This is a genomic window from Pantoea sp. X-Soil-ISGK-355, assembly GCF_059730805.1.
The window spans coordinates 3,106,797-3,130,101 of the sequence record NZ_AP035971.1 but is presented as its reverse complement, the minus strand read 5'-3'; the positions used below and the strand labels follow the sequence as shown (position 1 = coordinate 3,130,101).

At 47.9% G+C, this 23,305-nt stretch carries 23 protein-coding genes and 1 other RNA gene; 12 read left to right on the top strand and 12 right to left on the bottom strand.

Annotated features, from left to right (window positions below; all coding sequences use genetic code 11):
* Positions 1-43: 43 nt before the first annotated feature.
* The 3 genes from AC6I8J_RS14330 to AC6I8J_RS14320 form a co-directional block, all read right to left on the bottom strand.
* Entirely contained in the window at positions 44-289 is a 246-nt protein-coding gene (locus AC6I8J_RS14330) for a YmjA family protein (RefSeq protein ID WP_161735776.1), read from the bottom strand.
* A gap of 247 nt (positions 290-536) precedes the next feature.
* Positions 537-998 carry a hypothetical protein gene (locus AC6I8J_RS14325; protein WP_497825502.1) on the bottom strand — a complete coding sequence of 154 codons (462 nt, stop codon included), beginning with the start codon at positions 996-998 and terminating at the stop codon, positions 537-539.
* Between the two features lie 5 nt (positions 999-1,003).
* Complete coding sequence (locus AC6I8J_RS14320) at positions 1,004-1,495, bottom strand: hypothetical protein (RefSeq protein WP_497825501.1); 492 nt, start codon at positions 1,493-1,495, stop codon at positions 1,004-1,006.
* Between the two features lie 240 nt (positions 1,496-1,735).
* On the opposite strand from AC6I8J_RS14320, the gene AC6I8J_RS14315 reads away from it, so the two are divergent.
* From AC6I8J_RS14315 to AC6I8J_RS14285, 7 genes are all read left to right on the top strand, one after another.
* A complete protein-coding gene (locus AC6I8J_RS14315; RefSeq protein ID WP_497825500.1) occupies positions 1,736-2,038 on the top strand; it encodes a hypothetical protein in 303 nt (100 codons plus the stop codon).
* Between the two features lie 83 nt (positions 2,039-2,121).
* Positions 2,122-3,039 carry a hypothetical protein gene (locus AC6I8J_RS14310; protein WP_497825499.1) on the top strand — a complete coding sequence of 306 codons (918 nt, stop codon included), beginning with the start codon at positions 2,122-2,124 and terminating at the stop codon, positions 3,037-3,039.
* 122 nt (positions 3,040-3,161) lie between these two features.
* A complete protein-coding gene (locus AC6I8J_RS14305; RefSeq protein ID WP_115759169.1) occupies positions 3,162-4,946 on the top strand; it encodes a KAP family P-loop NTPase fold protein in 1,785 nt (594 codons plus the stop codon).
* Positions 4,946-5,698 carry a Qat anti-phage system associated protein QatB gene (locus tag AC6I8J_RS14300; RefSeq protein ID WP_115759168.1) on the top strand — a complete coding sequence of 251 codons (753 nt, stop codon included), beginning with the start codon at positions 4,946-4,948 and terminating at the stop codon, positions 5,696-5,698. The genes AC6I8J_RS14305 and AC6I8J_RS14300 overlap by 1 nt, the downstream gene beginning before the upstream one ends.
* Positions 5,680-6,993: a Qat anti-phage system QueC-like protein QatC gene (qatC, locus tag AC6I8J_RS14295; protein ID WP_205317850.1), complete on the top strand. Its 1,314-nt coding sequence runs from the start codon at positions 5,680-5,682 to the stop codon at positions 6,991-6,993. The genes AC6I8J_RS14300 and qatC overlap by 19 nt, the downstream gene beginning before the upstream one ends.
* A gap of 8 nt (positions 6,994-7,001) precedes the next feature.
* On the top strand, positions 7,002-7,715 hold the full coding sequence (gene qatD, locus AC6I8J_RS14290) for a Qat anti-phage system TatD family nuclease QatD (protein ID WP_471803434.1): 714 nt from the start codon (positions 7,002-7,004) through the stop codon (positions 7,713-7,715).
* Positions 7,716-8,181: 466 nt separating this feature from the next.
* The gene (locus AC6I8J_RS14285; RefSeq protein ID WP_497825498.1) at positions 8,182-10,644 is read left to right on the top strand and encodes a hypothetical protein; all 2,463 of its coding nucleotides are present in this window, start codon (positions 8,182-8,184) and stop codon (positions 10,642-10,644) included.
* 37 nt (positions 10,645-10,681) lie between these two features.
* Here the strand turns inward: AC6I8J_RS14285 and AC6I8J_RS14280 are convergent, their stop codons facing one another.
* The 3 genes from AC6I8J_RS14280 to smpB form a co-directional block, all read right to left on the bottom strand.
* Entirely contained in the window at positions 10,682-11,923 is a 1,242-nt protein-coding gene (locus tag AC6I8J_RS14280) for an integrase (RefSeq protein ID WP_497825497.1), read from the bottom strand.
* A gap of 204 nt (positions 11,924-12,127) precedes the next feature.
* Positions 12,128-12,489, bottom strand: a transfer-messenger RNA (tmRNA) gene (gene ssrA, locus AC6I8J_RS14275).
* A 43-nt stretch (positions 12,490-12,532) separates the two neighbouring features.
* Complete coding sequence (gene smpB, locus AC6I8J_RS14270; RefSeq protein ID WP_033733561.1) at positions 12,533-13,015, bottom strand: SsrA-binding protein SmpB; 483 nt, start codon at positions 13,013-13,015, stop codon at positions 12,533-12,535.
* 158 nt (positions 13,016-13,173) lie between these two features.
* On the opposite strand from smpB, the gene AC6I8J_RS14265 reads away from it, so the two are divergent.
* Both AC6I8J_RS14265 and AC6I8J_RS14260 read left to right on the top strand, forming a co-directional pair.
* Positions 13,174-13,608 carry a type II toxin-antitoxin system RatA family toxin gene (locus AC6I8J_RS14265; protein ID WP_222925111.1) on the top strand — a complete coding sequence of 145 codons (435 nt, stop codon included), beginning with the start codon at positions 13,174-13,176 and terminating at the stop codon, positions 13,606-13,608.
* The gene (locus AC6I8J_RS14260; RefSeq protein WP_222925112.1) at positions 13,601-13,894 is read left to right on the top strand and encodes an RnfH family protein; all 294 of its coding nucleotides are present in this window, start codon (positions 13,601-13,603) and stop codon (positions 13,892-13,894) included. Before AC6I8J_RS14265 ends, AC6I8J_RS14260 begins: the two co-directional genes overlap by 8 nt.
* 91 nt (positions 13,895-13,985) lie before the next feature.
* On the opposite strand, the gene bamE is transcribed toward AC6I8J_RS14260, so the two are convergent.
* From bamE to nadK, 3 genes are all read right to left on the bottom strand, one after another.
* Positions 13,986-14,333 carry an outer membrane protein assembly factor BamE gene (gene bamE, locus AC6I8J_RS14255; RefSeq protein ID WP_161735770.1) on the bottom strand — a complete coding sequence of 116 codons (348 nt, stop codon included), beginning with the start codon at positions 14,331-14,333 and terminating at the stop codon, positions 13,986-13,988.
* Between the two features lie 186 nt (positions 14,334-14,519).
* Positions 14,520-16,181 (bottom strand): DNA repair protein RecN, encoded by a 1,662-nt coding sequence (gene recN / locus AC6I8J_RS14250; protein ID WP_260059504.1) that lies wholly within the window; start codon positions 16,179-16,181, stop codon positions 14,520-14,522.
* Positions 16,182-16,265: 84 nt separating this feature from the next.
* Positions 16,266-17,144, bottom strand: a complete 879-nt coding sequence (gene nadK / locus AC6I8J_RS14245) for an NAD(+) kinase (protein WP_497825496.1) — start codon at positions 17,142-17,144, stop codon at positions 16,266-16,268.
* A gap of 122 nt (positions 17,145-17,266) precedes the next feature.
* Here nadK and grpE point away from each other — a divergent pair, with 122 nt between their 5' ends.
* Positions 17,267-17,848, top strand: a complete 582-nt coding sequence (grpE, locus tag AC6I8J_RS14240; RefSeq protein ID WP_003848585.1) for a nucleotide exchange factor GrpE — start codon at positions 17,267-17,269, stop codon at positions 17,846-17,848.
* A 59-nt stretch (positions 17,849-17,907) separates the two neighbouring features.
* Here grpE and ung read toward each other — a convergent pair whose 3' ends face one another.
* Positions 17,908-18,588, bottom strand: coding sequence for a uracil-DNA glycosylase (ung, locus tag AC6I8J_RS14235; protein WP_222925114.1), 681 nt, complete (start codon positions 18,586-18,588; stop codon positions 17,908-17,910).
* Between the two features lie 242 nt (positions 18,589-18,830).
* Between ung and grcA the strand changes: the two genes are divergently transcribed.
* Positions 18,831-19,214, top strand: coding sequence for an autonomous glycyl radical cofactor GrcA (gene grcA, locus AC6I8J_RS14230; RefSeq protein WP_013358769.1), 384 nt, complete (start codon positions 18,831-18,833; stop codon positions 19,212-19,214).
* 217 nt (positions 19,215-19,431) lie between these two features.
* Here the strand turns inward: grcA and srmB are convergent, their stop codons facing one another.
* A complete protein-coding gene (srmB, locus tag AC6I8J_RS14225; protein ID WP_161736175.1) occupies positions 19,432-20,760 on the bottom strand; it encodes an ATP-dependent RNA helicase SrmB in 1,329 nt (442 codons plus the stop codon).
* 165 nt (positions 20,761-20,925) lie between these two features.
* On the opposite strand from srmB, the gene trmN reads away from it, so the two are divergent.
* A complete protein-coding gene (gene trmN / locus AC6I8J_RS14220) occupies positions 20,926-21,675 on the top strand; it encodes a tRNA(1)(Val) (adenine(37)-N(6))-methyltransferase TrmN (RefSeq protein WP_440829069.1) in 750 nt (249 codons plus the stop codon).
* Here the strand turns inward: trmN and nadB are convergent.
* A complete protein-coding gene (gene nadB, locus AC6I8J_RS14215) occupies positions 21,660-23,279 on the bottom strand; it encodes an L-aspartate oxidase (protein ID WP_497825647.1) in 1,620 nt (539 codons plus the stop codon). The genes trmN and nadB overlap by 16 nt on opposite strands.
* Positions 23,280-23,305: the final 26 nt, after the last annotated feature.

The window sequence follows — 23,305 nt, the reverse complement described above, 5'->3', positions numbered from 1 at the left end:
TAACCGGCGGACGGCGCAACGCTCGCCTGCCGGTGAGTGTTAGCTACTCGTTGCCCCAGCGGTTCAGGAACTCGGCGATATCATCAATACGCTGCTCATCGATACCCGCTTCGCGCGCCATATCCTGCTGCGACTCTTCACTGATCTCTTCGTTATTCATCAGACGGGTGATCAGCAGCTGGAAGTAATGCGCCAGTGGCGTACGTTCAGCTTCGCTTACCGGCTTAGCGGACTCCGTCGCATACTCATCTGCGACATCATAGTATTTGAGAGAGATTTCGTTATTCATAAGGTGTCCGCAGAGTTGAGTTTGAGTTTAAGCGTTGGCAGGGCATTGTGGCCCGGCGTAGAATGGTATTATTTCGTGTTTGGGTTGGGGCTGTAAAGGGGGTGTGTTAGGGGGAAGGAAGTGTGAGAAGGGCTGGTCTTATAGATTGGGAAAGTGCCTGAGCGTTATCTCTTGCCTGGTAAACGCCTGATACAGAGATTATGGGTATCACCAGGCCTATAACTATCCCATCCATTAAGGCGTTCAGTCAGATAGTGGGGCAGGGCTTTGCATCAATAGAGAGGTATGTTTTCAGACCCGAGGCGCGCTTGACTCCACGCGGATCCGAAACAAAAGGAAGACGCAGCTTTGGGCTGTCATTCACTTTTATCACCCATGCAGAATGGCCGATGAAATTGAAGCGGATATATTCGTCATGCACAGACAGCTGTTCGAAAGAACCGGATGAGTATTCACTGCCAATCTGCAGGCTTTCAAGTTTTCCCTGACTCAAACTGATGAGCGTGACGGTAAGGGATTCCTCGAAAATGACATCATCAGTCGTGAACAGAATATATCTGTCACTATCCACCTTAACAGCCGCTTCCAGTTCCTGCCCGTCAATGGTGATACCTGTCGATTTATCCCCAACAATAACTTCAGAGGTTGCCTGTCTGAAATCAGAGGCTTTGCTTTTCTCAATGAGCTTAACCGAGGCTGTTTGTTCCATAACTATCACCATAAACTTCCCATTTCAAAGGCAGCAAGTGCACCACCAACAAAACCACCAATCAGTACACAAACAGGTGCTCCTGGACCACATACTAAGCCTGCTAAAGCGCCCACCGCAGCCCCTCCAGCTATACCTGCCCCGTTAACAGCTAATTGTTTCCCGGTTTCAGTAACTTTGTCTTCAGCTGTGTAAATTTCATAAACAGATATCGCAATGGAAAGAACAATAAGCCCTTTACCCGCCCGTGAAAGTTGTAGCATCCTGAGATTTACTTTTGGGTTAGATTTACCCGCAGACTCTACGATGCTGGCATAAACCTGATTTTTTTGCATTTCCGAAAGGGTAGCAAAATTTGCTTTAGGCCCAAACATTGAGGTCGCTTTCTTCGCTACCAACTCATTGAGCGTTTTACCAGACGATTTTATCTGCTCCGCCATAGCACGCCCAAGTGGAGTGCTGCGTGTCCTGATTATTTCCATAATCAGATTACGCATTTCCTGCGCCTCTCTCGCAGCCTGTTCCCAGGTTATGAGCCCCAGATTAGCCCTTGATCTTAGATCCTCTGCCATATCTTTGATGCGTTTTGAGTACTCAAGGCGTAGACGGGGATCAACAGAGAGCCGTGCAGCCGCAGCGGCCACATCACCCTGTAGTGCATTAATTGCTGCGTAAAACTGCTCACGGCTTTTACTGTCCAGTTGACCTGCTCCCCGGCGATTGCAAGCGAAGCTCAGTTGACAGATCTGCAGTTGACATTCCTGCTTTCAATGGCGCTTGAACATCAGTGGTCCTCATGGCGCGGCCTGCTGCTGGACGATCCTACACAGCACCATGATCTAGTCCATGCAGCGTCCGTATTCGACTTGCTGCGTGATTACATCGTTGACCATGGTTTTCAGGTTGTCATCGCAACGCATGATGCCCTTCAGGCTCGTTATTTCATGCGCAAATTGCAAAATGATGGCATTCATGCACGGCTGTGGTCACTTGTACCAACCCCTGAAGGGGTAACTGCATCTGAATTGCAGATAACCTAATAGCATTGCGCCGACTAATAAAGCGAGGCGGCTGGGCGCTTGACCTGAAAAAGTTCAAAGGATGTTCATTTAAGGAGGAAATAATGGAATCTGCTCGTGACAAACGCACCGGAAAAAAAGTGGATGCTGAAGAGCTCTGGTTGTTAGATATTATTGATACCAGTGGTTATGTCTGCTGGGGATGCGGAATCGAAATGTATCCTTCCGCTTGGCAACAAGGCAGTAAGAAAAGACCGTCGTTTAATAAAATGCCAGGAAAAGATCACATTAACTGCGATGCTGATGCTGAGAGCACTGTTGTTAAGCAGGGCCAGAAGAAAAGCGTACGCCATCTCTTGGACAGTGCACCGGGTTTGATGCCAGCAGGGTTAAAGTTAATTGAAAAACGTCCAGTTATTGATCCTGACGCAATGAGCGGTGAAAACAATTCAAGCACAACACGTTCTGCACCATCAACATCCAGTAATGGTAATGCCCTAACACGACAATCGCGTCGTCCGGTTAATGCTATTCGTCAGATTTGTAAAGCGTTTATTCGCTTCCCGTATGATCGAGGTATGTCACTAAATATACCGGATATTGATGCCGATACTTACATGTCCGTCTTTAAAAAACTTAAAGATCCTATTCAGTCCTATCCGAAGCAACGGGTTTTCTACTCACAGTTGTTGTGGCAGAAATTTGAGCAAGATGAGAATCGGATTATCATTCCGCTTTCGGGAGAATGGGCTAAAGATGAATCCGGAAAGCTCAAGCCTTCTCGAAGTTACAAACTCCATGTGGAATGGAGCGGCTGGTCCCAAGCTAAACGCACAGCACTTCGAAATGAGCTGGAGGCCGCCCAGGAAGAAGCGAAGGATGCGGGGAAGAAAAAGCTAAAAGACAGGGCTCAGATTTTTTTCATCGGTGAGCAAAGTACTGAGGACCATGAGGTCTTCTACGTAGCCGATTACAGGCTGATTTGTGCGATCGTAGGACATATCACCTATCCGATAATTTAAATTAAATCAGATAGTTGAGTTGTAATTCCTAACAGATTGAGAACCGAAACATACATCTTTAATAAACTTTGCCTTGGTTGATTTAAATCATCCATAAGTCGAGAGAAATAAAGGATAAATAGATGTGGTCAGATAAGGAATCATCAGAGGATTACCTAAATTTTGGTGAAGTATCTCAGCTTGCAGTCGATGTGCTTACCACCGAAAATATGTTGCCAGTATCAATAGGCATTTTTGGTAACTGGGGGGCTGGCAAATCTTCACTTTTGAAACTGATAGAGCAAAAACTTGAGCAAGATGACAAAGATTGGATAGTAATTAACTTTGACTCTTGGCTCTATCAGGGCTACGACGATGCACGTGCTGCCCTACTTGAAGTCATCGCTACAGCATTGACAAAAGCTGCGGATGGAAATACACCACTCATCTCAAAAGCTAAGAGACTTCTGAGCCGGGTTGATGGGTTTAGAGCAATGGGGTTTCTGGCGGAAGGCGCTGCTTTATTCGCCGGAGTCCCTACTGGCGGTTTACTTTCTAGGGGGATTGGCGCGTTTAGGAATGCTACCGACGGTATCCAGAGCCAGGAAGAATATGAGGCTTTAAGCAATCTGGCTAAAGAAGGCAAAGAGAAGGCTGGTGGTTTGATTAAACCTGAAGCTAAAAAAAGCCCTCCTCAGCAGATCGATGCATTTCGTAAGGAATATGGAGAAATTTTAGAAGAGCTTGGTAAGCCACTCATCGTGGTAATTGATAACCTCGATCGCTGCCTGCCGGCTAATGCTATCCATACACTTGAAGCAATCAGGTTATTCCTTTTCTTAACTAATACAGCCTTTATCATTGCAGCAGATGAGGACATGATTCGCTCTTCTGTAGCTGATTATTTCAAGGGGGCATCACAGCGCCATCAAATAGACTATATAGATAAGCTCATCCAGGTTCCTATCCGGGTACCAAAAGCTGGGGTGCGTGAGATTCGTTCATACCTGTTCATGCTTTATGCCATTGAGCATGGCTTAAAAGGCGAGAAACTTACTGCGATCCGTGACGGCCTAGAAAAGGCATTACAGCAATCCTGGAAAGATGAACCAATTAATCGGCAGGACGCTCTCAAAATGACTGGTGAATCTGAGGATAGTAATCTCGCTTTAGCATTTGCACGTGCGGACCGTATTGCTCCTGTATTAGCCAATTCGCCAATTATCCATGGCAATCCCAGGATCGTTAAACGCTTGTTGAATGTTGTCAAAATGCGATCTCAAATCGCTAAGCGACGAGCAATGCCTTTGGATGAAGCAATCATCACTAAGTTAGTAATCTTTGAGCGATGTGTTGGAGTAGATGGTACCGCTGACTTATATAACCTAGTGGATATTGAACAAGGTATGCCCCAATTGCTTAAACAGCTTGAGGAAACTGACGGTCGAATACCTTCAGAAGCACCAAAGACATGGACTGATAATCCAACAACTAAAGCTTTCATTTCTCAATGGGCCCAGCTTGAACCACGCCTTGGTGGAATCGATTTGAGAGCCGCCATATATCTGTCCAGAGAAACTATGCCAATAGGTGCATATGTAGTTGGTCTGTCTCCATCTGGACGGGAAGCATTGAATGCGCTTATTGAAATGAAAAACACCAGTTCTCCTACAGCAGAAGCTCTTCTGGAAACGCTTCCTCGTGAAGAACAGGTGCCGGTAATGGAAGGTTTAATTAGCCAGTTGAGACAGGTATCGGATTGGGCTCGTAGGCCTAAAGGTTTTTCTGGTGCATGCCTCTTGGCTCGCCATTCGGCAGATGCGGCCAGTATATTTATTCGCTACTTGCAGGAGTTGCAGCAAGGAATGAAGACACCAGCATGGATGGCTGCAGCACTAAAAGATGAGCAATGGAATAAGGACACTTAATGGGAACTTCACAATCAAGTACAGGTCCGGGTGGTGGTTCGCCACTGGTTCCACCATGGGCTGATGATCAGCCCCAACAACCCTTACCTTCGCCTCAAGAAAGAAGGTTTGCGCCTTTCCGGGAATCTTTGGGAAATGCGGTTTCAAACGGCAATAGATCAGACTTCAGAAAAGCCATAGGGCATTACGCGCGAAAAGCCTCTGGAGGAAGCAGTAGTGCAGCTCGACGATTAGGGAGTGTCACACAGGCAGGGGGCGGATTGTTTGGGGCTCTGGCGGGAGTGCAAGCGGCTCCAGGAGAACCAAGCATTGATTTGGGAAGTTTGGCTGGTCTTTCATGCGAAATGGCTATATCAGCCATTGCTCAAGCTTTAACGTCACAGGATGGTGATTCAGAAAAGATTTGTGCAGCCATGAATCATGCCTTAGTGGAAGCTCTTGATGGTGTAGCAATTTTCGATCCCCAAAAAATAACTGATGGTGTGATCGTTGACACAATGATTTGTTATTTAGCTGAAAGCATTTTTCTGCAAATGGTCATGGATTCTAACAAGGCATGGAATAAAGCGGACACTCCTGCAAAGGCCATCCATGCAGAAACTGAGCTTCGAGAATTGATCAAAGTTGTTGTTGATAAGCATATGGCTCCAAAACTTGTCGGTAATATTAGAACTTTAACGAAAAATCAAATGGTTAAAATTGAGCGTCAGGTAATTATTGAGGCTTGGCAAGAATGGGAGGCCTATCAATGACACATTTAGTTTTCCACCATGATCATCGTCTCTTACCGCCAGCAGGTGAGAACTTGTTGCCCGTACAGCTTTATGGATTAAGTGGGCAGGGTCAGGGTGATATATCTATTATTGGGAATCCTGCGATTGAGCGAATTAAGAGGTTGGGAGTCAAAATCCCTGCTCAGGTTATGGATTTTCTAAGCATCGCACTAGCAGTAACAGCGGCTGATACCTTTGTTCAACGTGAAAGCTCTGAGGATGGCTGGACTCGCCAATTCTCGCTACGACTTCCACTTCATGAGCCATCTCCATGGATTGCTCTAAAGAAGGAGCTTGAAAGCGCATTGCATTTCCTTAGTGGAGACATCTGGAATTTCGAATTTTGTAGCGGTGGTTATGCACCACCAGAACCATATAGTTCAAGGTTTAATCTGATAAAGCTCAAAGAGCTTGATTGCGTCAGCTTATTCTCAGGAGGATTGGATTCAGCGATTGGCGCAATAGATCTACTGACAGTGGGGCGCGCTCCACTTTTGGTTAGTCATGCTTATAAAGGAGATAAGTCACGCCAAGATCAAATTGCTGAAAGATTGAATGGTCGATATTCACGGTTTGAAATTAATGCTGATCCGCATCACTATCAAGGTTTGACTGATATTACGATGCGAACGCGGAGTTTCAATTTTCTTGCTTTTGCGGCAGTGGGCGCTTGTGCTATACAAGAAGTATCTCAACAAAAAAAGGTCGATCTTTATGTGCCCGAAAATGGGTTTATCTCGTTAAATGCTCCACTAACTCCACGCCGGATAGGTACGTTGAGCACACGAACAACACACCCATATTTTATTGCCAGCATACAACAGCTGTTTGATGCGGTCGGAATTCCTTGCCAAATAATCAATCCATATCAGTTCAAAACTAAGGGGCAAATGGCTCATCAATGTTTGAATAAGCAACTATTAACTGAAATTGTAGAAAGTACAGTATCTTGCAGTCATTGGAAACGGACGAATCAGCAGTGCGGGGTATGTGTACCGTGCATCATTCGTCGGGCATCGCTTCATGCAGGGGGAATTAATAGAGACGCTGGTTATACTTTCCAGTCTCTGGTTAAAGTAATGAATGAAATTGATCGTAGGGATGATCTTATCGCTCTCAGGATTGCAATTGCGCAAAAATCCACTTTGAAAATAGGAGCATGGATCGCCAAGAGTGGTCCCTTGCCTGTGGCCGCTTTCAATAATTTTAAGCAGGTGTTTATGGAAGGGCTAAATGAGGTTGAAAACTACTTATTGAGTGAGGGTATTGTGTGAGCATCGACATGCACTGTCATCTTGATTTATATCCTCAGCCAGAACAAGTGGCTGAGGAGTGCAGACGTCGAGGGACTTATATACTGTCGGTTACAACGACACCCAGAGCATGGCATGGGACTTCATCATTGGCTAAAGGAAGCCAACGGATCCGAACTGCTCTTGGCCTCCATCCCCAAATTGCACATCAAAGATCTCATGAATTAGAGCTGTTTGATTCGCTGCTTTCTGAGACCAGGTATGTTGGTGAAATAGGGCTTGATGGTGGTAAGGGATTTAGAGAGCATTGGGACGTCCAGCTAATGGTATTTCGACACATACTCAATAGCGTGCACCGTGCTGGAGGTAAGATTATGACTATTCATAGTCGGGGAAGTGCATCAGCAACCATTGATGAGATTGAAAATATCGATGGAATAACGATATTGCATTGGTTTACTGGCACACCAAAGCAACTAGAAAGAGCAATCGATTTAGGGTGTTGGTTCTCCGTGGGGCCTGCTATGCTCGATACAATTAAGGGGAAGGCGTTAGCTTTAAAAATTCCTAAATCACGCATTCTTACAGAAACCGATGGTCCATTCGCTAAGTTTCGTAATGATCCATTAATGCCATGGGATAGTGAGATTGCCGAGACCCAGTTAGCCACATTATGGGGTATGAGCCCGATGGATGTTAGAGCCCAGCTTTCTGGTAATTTAAGAAGATTGGTAAGTTATTAATCATTTAGATAATCCTACGAACCTTAGAGAAACCGTCAGCACCAAATTCTATTCGGTTGGCGTGCTGAAAAAGAAGGTATGTATTAGCTCAAACTTGATCTGGCAATGTTACTGCACAGGGCTTAACCTAAATTGACAGTCCGCTCTGTGCCAAATGCTGACTTCGTACTCAAACTGCACCGCCGGGATAAGGAAGAGATCAACATTTGGCTTGTGAAGTAAAAGAGGCGCATAAAACTCGCAAGGTTTAAAGCTATATTCTAGAGACCAACAGTCGTACTGTTTGGTGATGAAGCTGCTATCCCTGAAAGTAATCCGTATCTGAATTTGATTGAGATAAAATAATGTTACTTTTCAATATCAAATAGTTATAAAGTAAATGGCTAAAAGTTACCGATTCTTGGAGCCGAAGAAGATAGAATAAATTAGTATATATTTAAAAAATAATCTACTGATAGGAAATAAAATGGAAAGCATGGAAAATATCGCGGATTTATCAAAAGAAATAAAAAAAACCATAATAACAGGATGTTATGATAATTATGAGGAAATAAATAAAAACCTCAATTCAATTTTTTCCGAAATATATAAATCAACAAATGCAGATAAGATAAGAATCAAGTTGCTTGATTTATCAACAGCAATTCATGAAATTGGTGATCCTGCTATTATCATCTTGCTAAAATACCTCCTAGATAATTTGGAGAATGTTAATACGCCTAACGTTCTAGTCAGCACCACACTCGAAGGCGAGGTAAACATAGAAGATGTTGGCAAATTTTTAATGAATGACCTTATTGAAAATACTGAACGTAATATCAATTTTTTTAATCATAAAAAAGGGCAGTCATCAATAGGGAAAAAGAAATTATATATAGGATTACGAAGGGTATTTGAACATTTTCTTAGAGAAGGAGGGAATGATGATATACCTACTGCACTGAATTCGATGGTTAATATGTGGGAGCTATCAAAAAAGAATGACAGGCTATACGAGTTTTATATATATTTCAATTCTCTGTTACATAAATTAAATTTTCTTGGGAAAAATCAACTAGCTCGAGATTTGTCTGAGTTGGCACTTCTTCTATCTCTGAAGGATAAGGTTTTTCATTATTGTTTTTATATTAAGATGGCTAATTTTGCTAGGCAGAGAAACATTATCGACTCCTTACTTTCAGCAAATATGTTGTTATATGGAATTAATTTTTCTAGCAAAGAACATGATCTATTTTTATCCAAAATTCTTTTGGAGTTATTTATTCTGTTAAGGAACTTTCAGTTTTATCCATATGCAGAGAGAGTTAGAGACGCACGAACAAGATTAATAGTAGATGATGAGTATGATCTTCATCAATTTAATATGGCATATTTTAATATGTTACTTTTGAGTCGTTCAGATGATTTATTTGACCTAATTCAGTGCCATTTAGAAGAAAACGACGTGATGAAATTTGGGAAAAATGCTGGGATCCCATGGCTTACATTGTTACATAACCTTCACAAGTTGGACTCGGAGAAGTTTAAAAACAATAAAAATTTGTTTGATTTATATACAAAGCTACTTAATGATGAAGATATAAAAAATGAACCTCTAATTAAAAATATTTTTCAGGGGCTAAATGATGATGTCTCCCAAAATAAAGAAATCGTTAAGCAGCACATAAAGAATATTCAACAATCCCGAAACCATCAAGATGTTAACTATGAAATAACCGCAATCAGACCACTGATTCATAACTTATTGAAAAATAGTATCATAAATGAAGATTTTGAAGGTGCTTTAATTGCTCACTCCTTAATGTCAGACACATCATATCTTCCTATATGTAAAGATTTCTTTGGGGTGGGGTATTATCCCATAGATATATTGAGTAAAGATGAATCAGATTCTATTTATGAAAATTATATATTGTATCTTGAACCAATCATAATAGAATCAGATAATAAACAATTTTTATGGATTGGGTGTAATGAGTATTTTTCATATTCAATAAGTTTATACAAAGGTATTTTTTCCATTTCACAGAATAATGACTTCAAACGAAATGATGCTCGTAATTGGAATGAAAATGAAATTGCTAAATTTGCTTTCAACGACCAACCCTCTATAAATGAAATTTTGCAATCAAAAGAAGGATTCTGGCTTAATGAGTCAATAGAATTAATGAAAAAAATCCCATCTCTAATACCAAATATAGAATGCCAAGAAATTGTTATTTTTAGAGACTCTGAAATATCAGTTATCCCAATGAATTTATTGAAAAAAAATTCAAATACACCGCTGTGTGACGACCATGTTATAATTACACCATTATCAGTAACGGAATATATTAATGATAAAAAAGGTGTTATTGATACAAGGAAAATAAAACTATGGGCACCTATAGAAAGTAGCGATTTCGCCATACAAATGGCATATAGCAAAATATCTGATGAATTTAGTGACCAAGAAATGATTAAAGTTGATAGTCTTGATCCTAAAATCGAGCTAAATCAAGATATAAATATTTTTATTTCTCACGGTGGTAAAGATGACCTATACGGTTTCAGGAGTATATCTACCGGCTCTGGGCTGTATATAACAGATGAGAATTTAATATTTGGTACGGGTGAAATAGCTATATTGTTTATTTGTCATTCTGGCAGTTCGAAAGCCTCGTGGTATTCAAACAAAATTAATACACTCATTGATAAAGTCCTATCTATGGGATATAAAACTGTGATCGCACCGGCGTGGAGCTATAACGTTATGCTTGCTGGTGTATGGTCTAAAACATTTGTTGATGCTTTTAAAAATGGAAAAGACGTAGCTAAATCAAATTATATTGCTAATATGGCCGTGAAAGATAAATTTGTAGGCGTTGGTGCTTACGCTGCAATGCATGTCTTTGGTAATGGTAAAATACATGCAAATATAGAGCATTAAATTTGAATAAAGCGCCATGGCTGGCGCTTTATCTGTATCATCCGACAAGCCTTATACCTCGAATACCATCTCCAATCATATTTCCACGATCCGCAGCTATTACAAAATTTGCCCACCATTGCATCATTGGACGACGTTGCTCAAGATAATCGCTTCGGTTGTATGCACGACGAACCTCATTCTTGTCCACATGAGCCAGTGCTGCCTCAATAACATCAGGAGGGAAACCTTGCTCATTGAGCGCAGTGCTGGCAATTGAACGCAACCCATGTGATACAAGAATACCGCCGAATCCCGCTCTCTTAAGCGAAGCATTTACCGTTTGGCTGTTCATTGGCTGAGTGGGTTTCAAACGACTTGGAAAAATGAATTCCCGATTACCACTTAACGGCTTCATCATTTCCAGAACTGCAATGGCTTGATCTGACAATGGCACAGTATGGTCACGGTTCATCTTCATGCGTGATGCAGGGATCTTCCATTCTCGTGCTTCCATGTCTACCTCTTCCCAACGGGCTTCAGCCGCTTCGGCAGGGCGGGTGATGGTAAGAAGTTGCCACATGAACAGGCATCGTGTTGAAAGACTAATGCTAGCCGTTCGCATCGTCTGCATTAACTGAGGCAACTGGTCGGGACGAATGCTGGGCATGTTTTTCTTCTGCGGCTTCTCGAATGCTTTTCCAATATTGACACTGGGCACAGCATCAATCAGCCCCGTGTTTTGGGCATATATCATGACCTCATTGATGCGCTGGCAAAGGCGACGAACAGTTTCCAGTGCACCTCTGGCTTGTACTGGTTGCACAGCCTGAACCAGCGTATGAGCTTTGATATCTGTAACGCTAACGTCACCAATCGCTGGAAAGACATCTCTTTCAAGAGAGCGCCATATATCCTCTGCATAGTCCTCGGTAACACTGGCTTTCTTCAAATTCCACCAACGTTCCGCAACGAGCTGGAAAGTATTAGTTTTGGCTTCAATCGAGCTACGCAGTTGTTCTTGCTGATGTTCCTGAGGATCGATTTGTTTCGCAAGGAGTGAGCGAGACTCTGCCCGATAGCTTCGAGCATCGGCAAGCGTAACTGACGGGTAGGGGCCAATGCTCTTTTTCGCTCGCTTCTTGGTGACAGGGCGAATGTAGCGAAACTGCCAGATTTTACTCCCGCTGGATTTGATCAGTAGCTCAAGGCCATCGCCATCATAGAGCATATAGTCCGCTTCCTTGGGTTTGGCAGATTCGATTTCCTTAACGGAGAGAGGTTTGGTTTGTCTTGCCATTGCCGGGTTTCCATAGTTTTAGGCACCTCAAAAACAATAAAGCTTTATGAGGTGCCTAACAAGGTGCCTAAAAGGTTCGGATTTAATTAGTTGAGTTCGGACTTCGGGGGACAAAATGAGGGCACAAAAAAGCCCGCATGGCTTGCGCCATGCGGGCTTTTAGGACTTCATCGGATGACTCTGGTAATCACCGATGGAGAATTTTGGTGGAGCTGGCGGGAGTTGAACCCGCGTCCGAAATTACTACACCGTCGGCACTACATGCTTAGTCAGTTTTTACATTCGCCGGTTAGCTGCGAACAGACACGCCACTAACAGACTAGCCTGATTGGATTTAACGCTTCAACCCCAGGCAAGGTATCCACGCGATCTCTTTTGGGTTTGACTTCTCTTGATCCCCGTCTTAAGAGCGGAAGCTAGGGAGAGAAGGCTCTAAGCAGGTTATTAAGCTGCTAGTGCGTAGTTTTCGTCGTTTGCGACTATTTTTTTGCGGCTTTTTACGAGGCAAACCGCCCCTCGGCATGCTCCTAAGGCTTCACAATCCCGTCGAGTCCAGAATCAGCCCCAGAACTTTAAATACTAGCAACTAAATAGCTTAAAATCCAGTGCTTAGCGCGCTGAATTCTTCATGATACGTGCTTTGTCTAATTTCCATTCGCGATCTTTAATGTCATCGCGCTTGTCATGCTCTTTCTTACCGCGTGCAACACCAATCTTCAGTTTGCACCAGGCATTCTTCCAGTACAGCGACAGTGCCACGATGGTGTAACCTTCGCGGTTGACGCGTCCATACAGGGAGTCGAGTTCACGTTGCTTCAGCAGCAGCTTACGGCTGCGCGTCGGGTCACAGACCACGTGACTGGAGGCAACGGCTAAGGGTTGAAAGGTTGAACCGAACAGAAAGGCTTCGCCATCGCGCAGCAGAATATAGCTGTCGCTGATGTTAGCTTTACCAGCACGAAGTGACTTAACTTCCCATCCTTGTAACGACAATCCCGCCTCATACTCCTCTTCGATGAAGTACTCGTGGCGAGCGCGTTTGTTCATGGCAACAGTGGCAGAACCGGGTTTGTGTGCTTTTTTCTTTGTCATAGTGTGGCGTATTTTACATCACTTAGTCGGTTATCGCATCCCCAGTCCAGCGGGGCAGCAGGAAACGGGATATTCTAGCACACCCTCACTCGGGGACATTTTTGTTTAATCGCTGAAAATGCTACTATTCAGCGGTTTTGTGATGAACAGGAACCATTATGGCTCAGATTAGTCGTTCGGCGCTGGTCCCGTTTAGTGCCGGGCAGATGTACAAACTTGTAAATGATGTGGATGCCTATCCGCAATTCCTGCCGGGTTGCACCGGAAGCCGCGTACTGGATGCGTCTGAAAATCAGATGACGGCGTCGGTAGATGTGTCGAAGGCGGGCATCAGCAAAACATTTACTACCCGCAACACCCTTACGGATAACCAGAGCATTCATATGGAACTGGTAGATGGACCGTTCCGCAAGCTGACCGGCGGCTGGACGTTCGTCTCGCTGGGCGATGACGCCTGTAAGGTGGAGTTAAGCCTGGAGTTTGAATTCACCAACATGCTGGTAGAGATGGCCTTTGGACGTATTTTCAAAGAGCTTGCCAACAGCATGGTGCAGGCTTTCACTCAGCGTGCCAAAGAGGTATACAGTGCCTGAGATCTCCGTTGAGGTGGTCTACGCCCTACCTGAAAAACAGTATCAGCTTTACGTGAAAGTGGAGCAGGGCAGCACGGTTGAACAGGCTATCCTGAAATCAGGCCTGCCTGAACTGCGTCGTGAGATTGACCTCGCCAGCAACAAAGTAGGCATCTACAGTCGGCCAGTGAAGCTGGATGATGTGGTTCAGGAGGGCGATCGTATTGAGATCTATCGTCCGCTGATTGCTGATCCAAAAGAGCTGCGTCGTCAGCGTGCAGAGCGAGCGGCAGAAAGCAAAAAATAAGTCGTTATACCGCCAGAATCAGCGGATAGCCGGCATAAAAAAAGGCGCTCAGTGCGCCTTTTGTGCTGTCTTTAAACGGTCTGTCGTGAAATCAGTCGTTGTTCTTTGACAGATTCTGCTTGTTATCGATATTGGTCAGAACACCGTTGCCATCAAAGGTCAGCGTCAGCGTCTGCTGCTTCACGCGCTCATGACCTGGCTCCTGACGGAAAACGTAATACCAGACGTTGCTGCCAAACGGATCTTTCATCATCGGCGTACCGAGCGTGTAAGCCACCTGCTGCTGTGTCATACCGGTATGGATCTTGGCCACATCGTTGGCAACCAGATAATTACCCTGGTTGATATCAGGACGATAGACCACGCGCTCTAAGGTGGAACATCCGGCGGTCATCATCAACATTACCACTGCCGCGGCAGTCAGCGTTTTACAGCGCATCTATACATTCCTTTTCCGGGGCCAAACGCCTTTAACAGGCGGCTTTCTTGCCATCAAAATCTGAACTCTGCCTGCGGCAGGCTTTATTACTCTGGCGACATAAGTGCCGATGATAATAAACCTTTTCGCCGTTGGAAACCTCTACAGAGCAAGCATATGACCACGGTGGGTTAAAAAAGTGCGCTGCTATGCGGCTAAAAGTTCTTTTGCGTTGGCCAGGGTATTGCGTGTCACCTCGCTGCCGCCCAGCAGTCGCGCCAGTTCCTGCAGACGCGCCCGCTTATCCAGCGGCTGCATATGGGTTTCGGTCATCGCGCCATCGGTCTCTTTGCTGACATAGAAGTGCTGATGACCACAACCGGCAACCTGCGGCAGGTGGGTGACACACATGACCTGGGTCGATTCACCCAGTTGACGGAGCAGTTTACCGACGACGGCGGCGGTCGGGCCGCTGATTCCGACATCCACTTCATCGAAAATCATCGCCGGCGTTTCCATTTTCTTCGCGGTGATCACCTGAATCGCCAGCGCGATACGTGACAGTTCACCGCCCGAAGCGACTTTGCCTAACGGCTGAAGTGGCTGACCTGGGTTCGTCGTCACCTGGAAGTCAACGCGGCTCGCGCCATCTGCCGTCAGTTGATCCGGATTAAAGTTCAGGGCGATTTTAAACTGGCCATGGGGCATTGAAAGCAGATGCATACTCTGGGTAATCAGCTGCTGCAGTTCATCGGCAAAGTGGCTGCGCTGCTGATGCAGCTGCTCTGCGCTTTGCAGTGCCGCCTGATAATGTTCACCCACCAGCGATTGCAGGCTTTCCTGGTCGCTTTCGTGCTGTGACAGCAACTCGGCTTCTGCCAGCAACTGCTGATGCAGTTCAGGCAGACCTTCTGGCGTGACATGATGCTTACGTGCCAGCGCAATCTGGCGGGAAATACGCTTTTCCAGTTCGTACAGGCGATTGGGGTCAAGGTCAAGGCTGTCGCAGTAGTGACGCAGTTCGTCGCTGGCTTCGCTCAGCTGAATCGCCGCCTCCTCCAGCAGGTTATGAACGCCGTTCAGCTTCTCATCCAGCGAGGTCAGTTCTGAAATCATCTCACGCGCGGTGTAGAGCAGGCTGTTGAGATTATTGTCATCGCTGTCTGCTAACAGCTGCAGCGCCTGCTGGCTGGTCGACAGCAGCTGTCCGCTGTTGGCAAGGCGCTTGTACTCTTCGTCAATCTGCTCGTATTCGCCCTGCTGCGGCGCAAACTCGTTCAGCTCTTTGAGCTGATACTGCAATAGCTCGCGACGTGATTCGCGCTCCTGCGCCTGCTGCTGATGCAGCGCCAGGGTGCGACAGCTCTGGTGCCAGGTCTGATAACTGGCGCGCATTTGCTGCAGGAGATCGTCGTGACCGGCATAGGCATCCAGCAGATGCTTCTGATGATCGGGTTTGAGCAAAAGCTGATGGGCATGCTGACCGTGGATCTGGATAAGCAGCTGGCCCAGATCGCGCAGCTGAGAGAGCGGCACCGCTGTGCCATTGATAAAGCCGCGGGAACGACCGTCAGCGCTGATGACCCGACGCAGCAGACACTCGTTGCCGTCGTCGAGTTGATTATCCATCAGCCAGCGCTGAGCAGAAGGGGAGGACTTAAGCTGGAAGCGGGCGCAAAGGTCAGCCCGGCTGGCACCCTGACGCACCATGTCAGCATCGGCACGGCCGCCCAGACATAATCCCAGCGCATCAATCGCGATGGACTTACCGGCACCGGTTTCACCAGTGATTGCAGTCATGCCGCGTTGGAAATCAATGTCGAGCTCACGAACGATAGCGAAATTACTGATGGTCAGTTGGGCCAGCATAGGTTCACCTGTACGAATAAACACATATGGTTTTTCATACAGTATAAACTGGTTTTTTATCCAGTAAAGAGAAGAGGCCGGTTTTCAGAACAATTTTTTTGACCAGCCTAGCTTTGAACTCAGCGTATTGAAATAGCTATAATTTTTAGGATGAATTAAATCAAGATGACCGGCACTGCGTCGAATCAGTACATCTTCACCTTCCAGAATAGGCAGCGCAATCTGGCTGTCACAGCTGATTTCCAGGTCGCTGCGACGTGAAGAAAAGCGCAGACGGATGGTACTGCTGCTGTTGATGACCAGTGGACGCGCTGACAGCGTATGCGGGAACATCGGTACCAGCACAATGGCTTCGAGTGACGGCGTCAGAATCGGACCACCCGCAGAGAGGGAATAGGCAGTAGAGCCGGTGGGTGTTGAGATAATCAGCCCATCAGAGCGCTGGGAAAAGGCGAACACTTCATCAATGTAGACTTCAAATTCGATCATGTGCGCGACTTTACCGGGATGCAGCACCACTTCGTTGATGGCAGAGCCAATACGCGGTGAGCAGTCAGATTTGCACACCTGCGCTTCCAGCAGAAAGCGGCTCTCGACGAAATAGTTGCCCTGAAGCACCTCATCCAGCTGTTGCTGCGCATTGTCCGGGTCAAGATCGGTGAGAAAACCGAGATTACCGCGATTAATGCCAATCACTTTAATATCATAGCGCGCCAGCACCCGCGCAGCGCCCAGCATATTACCATCACCGCCCACGACGACTGCTAAATCAGCCTGTGCACCAATCTCCGCCAGCGTGCCGGTCTGCACGTCGTGAAGCGACAGCTCCTGGGCAATCTGCTTCTCAACGATCACCTGATAACCTTTGGCCGTCAGCCAGCGCCAGAGCATCTCATGCGTGGTTAGCGCGGTGGGATGGCGCGGATGACCCACGATACCAATGCAGTTAAAGTGTTTGTTCATCTGGTCGGTGTTCCTTATAAGCCAAAACGGCAAGGCAATGTGATAGGTTCCCTTGAATCCGTCATACCAATCCCCATAATAAGCCAACCAGCGAAATGAATGTGCAAAACGCGGAGAAATTCATGAGTAGTAAAGAACAGAACACCCCAAACGAGCAAGTCTCAGACGAAATTCAGCAGGATCAGCAGCAACCTCAGGAAGCGGAGACAGCAGCAGAGGTGGATCCGCGTGATGAGCGTATTGCTCAGCTCGAAGCTGAATTAGCGCAGTCGCAGACCGGTGTACGCGATGCCCAACTGCGTGCGCAGGCTGAGGTTGAGAACATTCGTCGTCGTGCCGAGATGGACGTTGAGAAGGCGCACAAGTTTGCGCTGGAGAAGTTTGCCAATGAACTGCTCCCGGTCATCGACAGCCTGGAACGTGCGCTGGAAGTGGCCAATAAAGAGGACCCACAGCTGGCATCCATGATCGAAGGGATTGAACTGACGCTCAAAGGCTTGCTCGGTGCCGTGCGTAAGTTCGGTGTTGAAGTGGTCGGCGAAACCGGCGTGCCATTCAACCCTGAAGTCCATCAGGCGATGTCGATGATGGAGTCTGAAGAATTTGAACCTAACCATGTCATGCTGGTGATGCAGCGTGGCTATACGCTGAATGGTCGCCTGCTGCGCCCGGCGATGGTTGCGGTTTCTAAAGCTAAAAGCTGATTCAACGCCTGAATCCTGTTACACGGCCGCGCACTGACGCGGCCGTGTGCGATCTGGCGCTATGCAGGTAAGACCGGCGTCCAGTCCACCGGATTTTTACCGGCAGCGCTCAGCAATTCATTGGTCGCTGAGAAGTGTTTGCTGCCGAAAAATCCACGATGTGCAGAAAGTGGCGAGGGATGGGGCGCCTGCAGCACATGATGGCGCTTGCGATCAATAATGCTGCCTTTCTTCTGCGCATGTGAGCCCCACAGCAGGAAAATCACCCCTTCACAGTGCTGGTTAATCGCCGCAATGACGTTGTCCGTAAAGGTCTCCCAGCCAAAACGAGCATGGGAATGAGCTTTACCCGCCTCGACCGTTAACACCGTGTTCAGCAACATCACCCCCTGTTTTGCCCAGCTCTCAAGAAAGCCGTGATCGGGTTTCCGGAAGCCGGGAATATCCTGCATCAGTTCTTTGTAGATATTCTGCAGTGACGGAGGCACCTGAACGCCCGGCAACACTGAGAAGGCGAGTCCATGCGCCTGATTCGGCCCGTGATAGGGATCCTGCCCCAGAATCACGACGCTGACGTCACCGAGTTCCGTCAGGCGAAACGCATTGAACACATCTTTCTGCGGCGGATAGACGGTTACACCCGCGGCGCGTTCATCGGCGACCTGCTTCAGCGTCTCAATAAAATAGGGTTTCTCTTTCTCTTCAGCCAGCACGTCGTGCCAGGTCAGCTTTTCAGCCATGTTTAACTCCCTTAACGTTAGTGGAGTAAGCTTAGCCGTTCCTGCCGCTGACCTGAAGGCAAAAATAATTTGAAAAATACAAATTATTTTTAAGTGGCAGGTATTTTGAGATCAATGGTTTAGCGAAAAAGTGCGCCGAATGGCTGATTAATATTGATACAAGTCAAGGCTGTTGCGAATGAACGATGGTATACCGGGGCCTCAAATTTGATTTATTCACGTATTATCCGGGAGACGCAATCATGATCACTGGTATCCAGATCACTCAAACTAACAATTCTCAACTTCTGAACTCCTTCTGGCTGCTGGATGAAGAGAAAGCTGAAGCGCGTTGCCTGTGTGCAAAAGCAGGCTATGAAGAAGATCAGGTTGTCGCCATCAGCGAACTGGGCGAGTTCGCTTACCGTGAAGTGCCGGTTGAAATTAAACCGCAGGTGCGCGTTGAAGGCGGACAGCATCTGAACGTCAACGTTCTGCGTCGTGAAACGCTGGAAGATGCGGTTAAACATCCTGAAAACTACCCACAGCTGACTATTCGTGTTTCAGGCTATGCCGTACGTTTTAACTCGTTGACGCCTGAGCAGCAGCGCGATGTAATCACCCGTACATTTACAGAAAGTCTGTAAACCGCCTGAATTATCGGGTGCTGCCAATTAGCGCAAAGCGCACACAGCAATTTTTATTAGTATTGTTAAAGAGATAAGCAGTTAACTACAGGGCATGTGAATGCCAGTGTTGTCAGGAAAACGTACTGGCAGAAAAAACACTCTTAAAAGGCCGTAACTGACTATCAGATAAAAAAAATCGCCTCCTGAGAGGCGATTTTTTTATGCGTATGATGTTTTATTCCGCATTCTCGTTAGCTGGCGTAGTGCCGCTTGCCTTGCGGCGTTTGCCGACATTTTTGGCATCACGATGGCGTTTTTTCACTCGCGGTTTTTCCGTTTCGCTGGCTTTCTTCTCTGCACGCTTCGCCAGCACCTTTTTCGACGGTTTACCCGTAGTTTTAGCATTTGGCGCACGCGTTTCAGGGCGCAGCTCATCAATCACGCGCGCTTTGATCGGTTCGTTCACATAGCGGGTGATTTTGCCCAGCAGAACGAAGTCGTGCGCTTCGACCAGTGAAATGGCGATGCCTTTACGGCCCGCACGACCGGTACGACCGATGCGGTGCAGATAGGTATCGGCGGTACGCGGCATGTCATAGTTGAAGACATGGCTGACATCTTCAACATCGATACCACGCGCGGCGATATCCGTCGCAACCAGCACGTTAACGCGTCCTTCACTCAGACGCTTAATCGCTTCGTTACGCTTGGCCTGAACCATTTCGCCTTCAAGATAGCTGCTACGAATCCCCGCTTCGTGCAGCCAGCTCACCAGTTCATGCAGACGTTCACGCTTACGCACAAACACGATGCTGCGCGTCACATCCGGCTGCTTCAGCAGATGAATCAGTAATTTGGTTTTATGCTGCAGATCATCAGCGCGGTAGTACCACTGCTGGATCTTTTTGCGCTCGCGACGGCTCGGATCCGCTTCCAGCTCAACCGGTTCGTTAAGCAGACGCTCGGCGAAGTCACGGATATTGTCGCCTTCCAGCGTGGCGGAAAACAGCATGGTTTGCTTGCGCCAGCGCGTTTCAGCCGCGATGGTTTCGATATCCTGAGCAAAGCCCATATCAAGCATGCGGTCCGCTTCATCCAGTATCAGGGTTTCTACGGCGCGGCAGTCAAAGTTCTCTTCTTTGATGTACTGCAACAGACGGCCGGTGGTCGCGACCACAATGTCCTGATTTTCGCTGAAAACTTCGGCATGGTTCATATAAGCCACGCCGCCGGTGATCGTGGCGATGTCCAGATGCGTATGTTTCGCCAGCTCACGCGCATGATCGGCAACCTGCATCGCCAGTTCACGGGTCGGGGTCACAATCAGGATGCGTGGCGGCCCCGATTTCTTGCGCGGAAAATCAAGCAGGTGCTGCAGCGCCGGTAACAGATACGCGGCGGTTTTCCCGGTTCCTGTAGGTGCCGAACCCAGAACGTCACGGCCCTCCAGCGCGGGCGGAATTGCAGCGGCCTGGATCACTGTTGGGCGCGTAAAGCCTTTTTCCTGCAACGCTTGTAGCAGGCTTTCGTCGAGTTCGAGTTCGGAAAATGTGGTTACTGTCATGGTCTACCTCAGTTTGGGGCGCTGATTATAGACAGATCAGACTGAATCTTCATCTGTTAATCCGTTTCCGCTGCGCCTGGGGTTGTCTGCTGCGTGAATTCCCACTGTTGTCACGTTACACTCACGCGCTGCCGTGCGGCAGGAAAAAAACGATGGTAGTGACGAATGATGCAGGATAAGCCGCGTGAACGGCCTCAGTTAAACAAGAACGGTTTTACCTTTAAACAATTTTTTGTTGCCCACGATCGCTGTGCGATGAAAGTGGGCACCGATGCCATTCTGCTTGGTGCCTGGGCACCGGTCGCCGGAGTGAGACGCATTCTGGATATTGGCAGTGGCAGCGGATTAATCGCGCTGATGCTTGCGCAGCGCACGCCGTCACAGATTCAAATCGATGCGGTGGAGTTAGAACCTGAAGCCGCACAGCAGGCGCAGGAGAATGTGCAGCAGTCACCGTGGCCTGAACGTATTCAGGTTCATCAGCAGGATATCGCCAGTTGGGCTGAACAGTGTGATAAACGTTATTCACTGATTGTCAGCAATCCCCCTTATTTCGCGCCGGGCGTAGCCTGCTCTACCGTGGCTCGGGACAACGCACGTGCAACGGCCTCGCTCGATCATCAGACGCTGTTACGCAGTTCAGCCTTATTAATTGAAGAAGAGGGGATGTTCTGCGTGGTGCTGCCCATCGATATTGGGCAGACGTTTATCACCCTGGCGCAGGCCGATGGCTGGTATCTGCGTTTCCGGCTGGACGTGGCGGAATATGCCCATCGTCCGCCGCACCGCGTCGTGCTGGGGCTGTCGCCGCAGGCCGGTGAAACGCTGCTGGAGCGTCTCGCAATCCGCGCACCAGACACCCGCTATTCTGATGAGTGGTGTAGCCTGACGCAGGACTTTTACCTCTTCATGTAACCTGGCGGGGTCAGAATAGTTGGCAGCGCTTCTGGCAGTAAGTCAGGATAGTCACGGATATAGTGCAGGCCGCGACTTTCTTTACGCTCCAGCGCGCAGCGCACCATCAGGTCAGCGACCTGCACCAGATTCCGCAGCTCCAGCAGATTATTGGAGAGGCGGAAATGGCGGTAATATTCATCAATCTCCTGCTGAAGCAGGTTTATGCGACGCAACGCCCGTTCCAGCCGCCGGGTAGTGCGGACGATTCCCATATAATCCCACATGAACAGACGCAACTCATGCCAGTTATGCTGGATCACGACGCGTTCATCGGCGTCATCAACCTGACTCTCATCCCATGCGGGGAGTGCAGTGACGGCTTCAATGCCGGGCAGGGTACGCATCAACTCCTCTGACGCGGACCAGCCATACACCAGACACTCCAGCAGCGAATTGGAGGCCATGCGGTTAGCGCCATGCAGGCCGGTATAACTCACCTCACCAATGGCATACAGGCCACTGACGTCGGTCTGACCGTGCTGATCGACGACGACGCCACCGCAGGTGTAGTGCGCGGCGGGTACAATCGGGATCGGCTCTTTGGTCAGGTCAAAGCCAAAGGTCAGCAATTTCTCATAGATCATCGGGAAGTGTGCGCGCACAAACTCTTCAGGCTGGTGGCTGATATCCAGATACATACAGTCAACGCCCAGCCGTTTCATCTCATGGTCGATAGCCCGGGCAACAATATCGCGCGGGGCCAGTTCGGCGCGCTCATCGAAATCGGGCATAAAACGGCTACCATCGGGACGTAACAGCCAGGCACCTTCTCCGCGTAACGCTTCGGTTAACAGGAAATTCTGCGCCTGCGGATGAAACAGGCAGGTCGGATGGAACTGGTTAAATTCCAGATTGGCCACCCGGCAGCCCGCGCGCCACGCCATCGCTATGCCATCACCGGAAGCAATGTCAGGGTTAGTGGTATATTGATAGACTTTGGCGGCACCGCCGGTTGCAACGACGACGGCCCGCGCCCGACAGGTTTCGACCTGCTCGCGATTACGGTTCCAGAACCACGCACCCACCACCCGGCGTGGGCCAGGCAGGCCGATTTTATCTGAAAGAATCAGATCGACCGCATTAGTCCGTTCCAGAATCCGGATGTTAGGGTGGCTTAATGCCTGGCTTACCAGCGTGGTTTCCACCGCATGGCCGGTGGCGTCAGCGCTGTGCAGAATGCGGCGATGACTGTGGCCGCCTTCACGAGTCAGGTGATAGCGCATGTCACCCGCCGCCTGCGGATCGAGATCAAAGGCAACGCCGTTGTCGATCAGCCACTGCACGCAATGCCGGGCATTACTGGCAATAAACGACACGGCCTCACGATCGCATAATCCTGCGCCGGCAATCAGCGTATCTTCGATATGCGACTCGATGCTGTCCGTCTCATCAAATACCGCAGCAATACCACCCTGCGCATAAAGGGTTGACCCTTCATTGACCTGCGCTTTACTGAGAACGGTTACCTGATACTGTTTCGCCAGCCGTAACGCCAGCGACAGGCCGGCCGCACCGCTGCCCACAATCAACACATCACACTGATAATCCGGATTCGCATTCATCATAATGTTTAATTTACTAAACAAGA

Bases quoted from the DNA above. Each gene is read 5' to 3' on its own strand.
- grcA (WP_013358769.1), top strand. From the start codon at position 18,831: ATGATCACTGGTATCCAGATCACTCAAACTAACAATTCTCAACTTCTG.
- qatD (WP_471803434.1), top strand. From the start codon at position 7,002: ATGCACTGTCATCTTGATTTATATCCTCAGCCAGAACAAGTGGCTGAG.
- AC6I8J_RS14330 (WP_161735776.1), bottom strand. From the start codon at position 289: ATGAATAACGAAATCTCTCTCAAATACTATGATGTCGCAGATGAGTAT.
- AC6I8J_RS14280 (WP_497825497.1), bottom strand. From the start codon at position 11,923: ATGGCAAGACAAACCAAACCTCTCTCCGTTAAGGAAATCGAATCTGCC.
- AC6I8J_RS14305 (WP_115759169.1), top strand. From the start codon at position 3,162: ATGTGGTCAGATAAGGAATCATCAGAGGATTACCTAAATTTTGGTGAA.
- grpE (WP_003848585.1), top strand. From the start codon at position 17,267: ATGAGTAGTAAAGAACAGAACACCCCAAACGAGCAAGTCTCAGACGAA.
- nadK (WP_497825496.1), bottom strand. From the start codon at position 17,144: ATGAACAAACACTTTAACTGCATTGGTATCGTGGGTCATCCGCGCCAT.
- srmB (WP_161736175.1), bottom strand. From the start codon at position 20,760: ATGACAGTAACCACATTTTCCGAACTCGAACTCGACGAAAGCCTGCTA.
- bamE (WP_161735770.1), bottom strand. From the start codon at position 14,333: ATGCGCTGTAAAACGCTGACTGCCGCGGCAGTGGTAATGTTGATGATG.
- AC6I8J_RS14320 (WP_497825501.1), bottom strand. From the start codon at position 1,495: ATGCGTAATCTGATTATGGAAATAATCAGGACACGCAGCACTCCACTT.
- AC6I8J_RS14285 (WP_497825498.1), top strand. From the start codon at position 8,182: ATGGAAAGCATGGAAAATATCGCGGATTTATCAAAAGAAATAAAAAAA.
- recN (WP_260059504.1), bottom strand. From the start codon at position 16,181: ATGCTGGCCCAACTGACCATCAGTAATTTCGCTATCGTTCGTGAGCTC.
- qatC (WP_205317850.1), top strand. From the start codon at position 5,680: ATGGGAGGCCTATCAATGACACATTTAGTTTTCCACCATGATCATCGT.
- smpB (WP_033733561.1), bottom strand. From the start codon at position 13,015: ATGACAAAGAAAAAAGCACACAAACCCGGTTCTGCCACTGTTGCCATG.
- trmN (WP_440829069.1), top strand. From the start codon at position 20,926: ATGATGCAGGATAAGCCGCGTGAACGGCCTCAGTTAAACAAGAACGGT.
- AC6I8J_RS14310 (WP_497825499.1), top strand. From the start codon at position 2,122: ATGGAATCTGCTCGTGACAAACGCACCGGAAAAAAAGTGGATGCTGAA.
- nadB (WP_497825647.1), bottom strand. From the start codon at position 23,279: ATGAATGCGAATCCGGATTATCAGTGTGATGTGTTGATTGTGGGCAGC.
- AC6I8J_RS14300 (WP_115759168.1), top strand. From the start codon at position 4,946: ATGGGAACTTCACAATCAAGTACAGGTCCGGGTGGTGGTTCGCCACTG.
- ung (WP_222925114.1), bottom strand. From the start codon at position 18,588: ATGGCTGAAAAGCTGACCTGGCACGACGTGCTGGCTGAAGAGAAAGAG.
- AC6I8J_RS14325 (WP_497825502.1), bottom strand. From the start codon at position 998: ATGGAACAAACAGCCTCGGTTAAGCTCATTGAGAAAAGCAAAGCCTCT.
- AC6I8J_RS14265 (WP_222925111.1), top strand. From the start codon at position 13,174: ATGGCTCAGATTAGTCGTTCGGCGCTGGTCCCGTTTAGTGCCGGGCAG.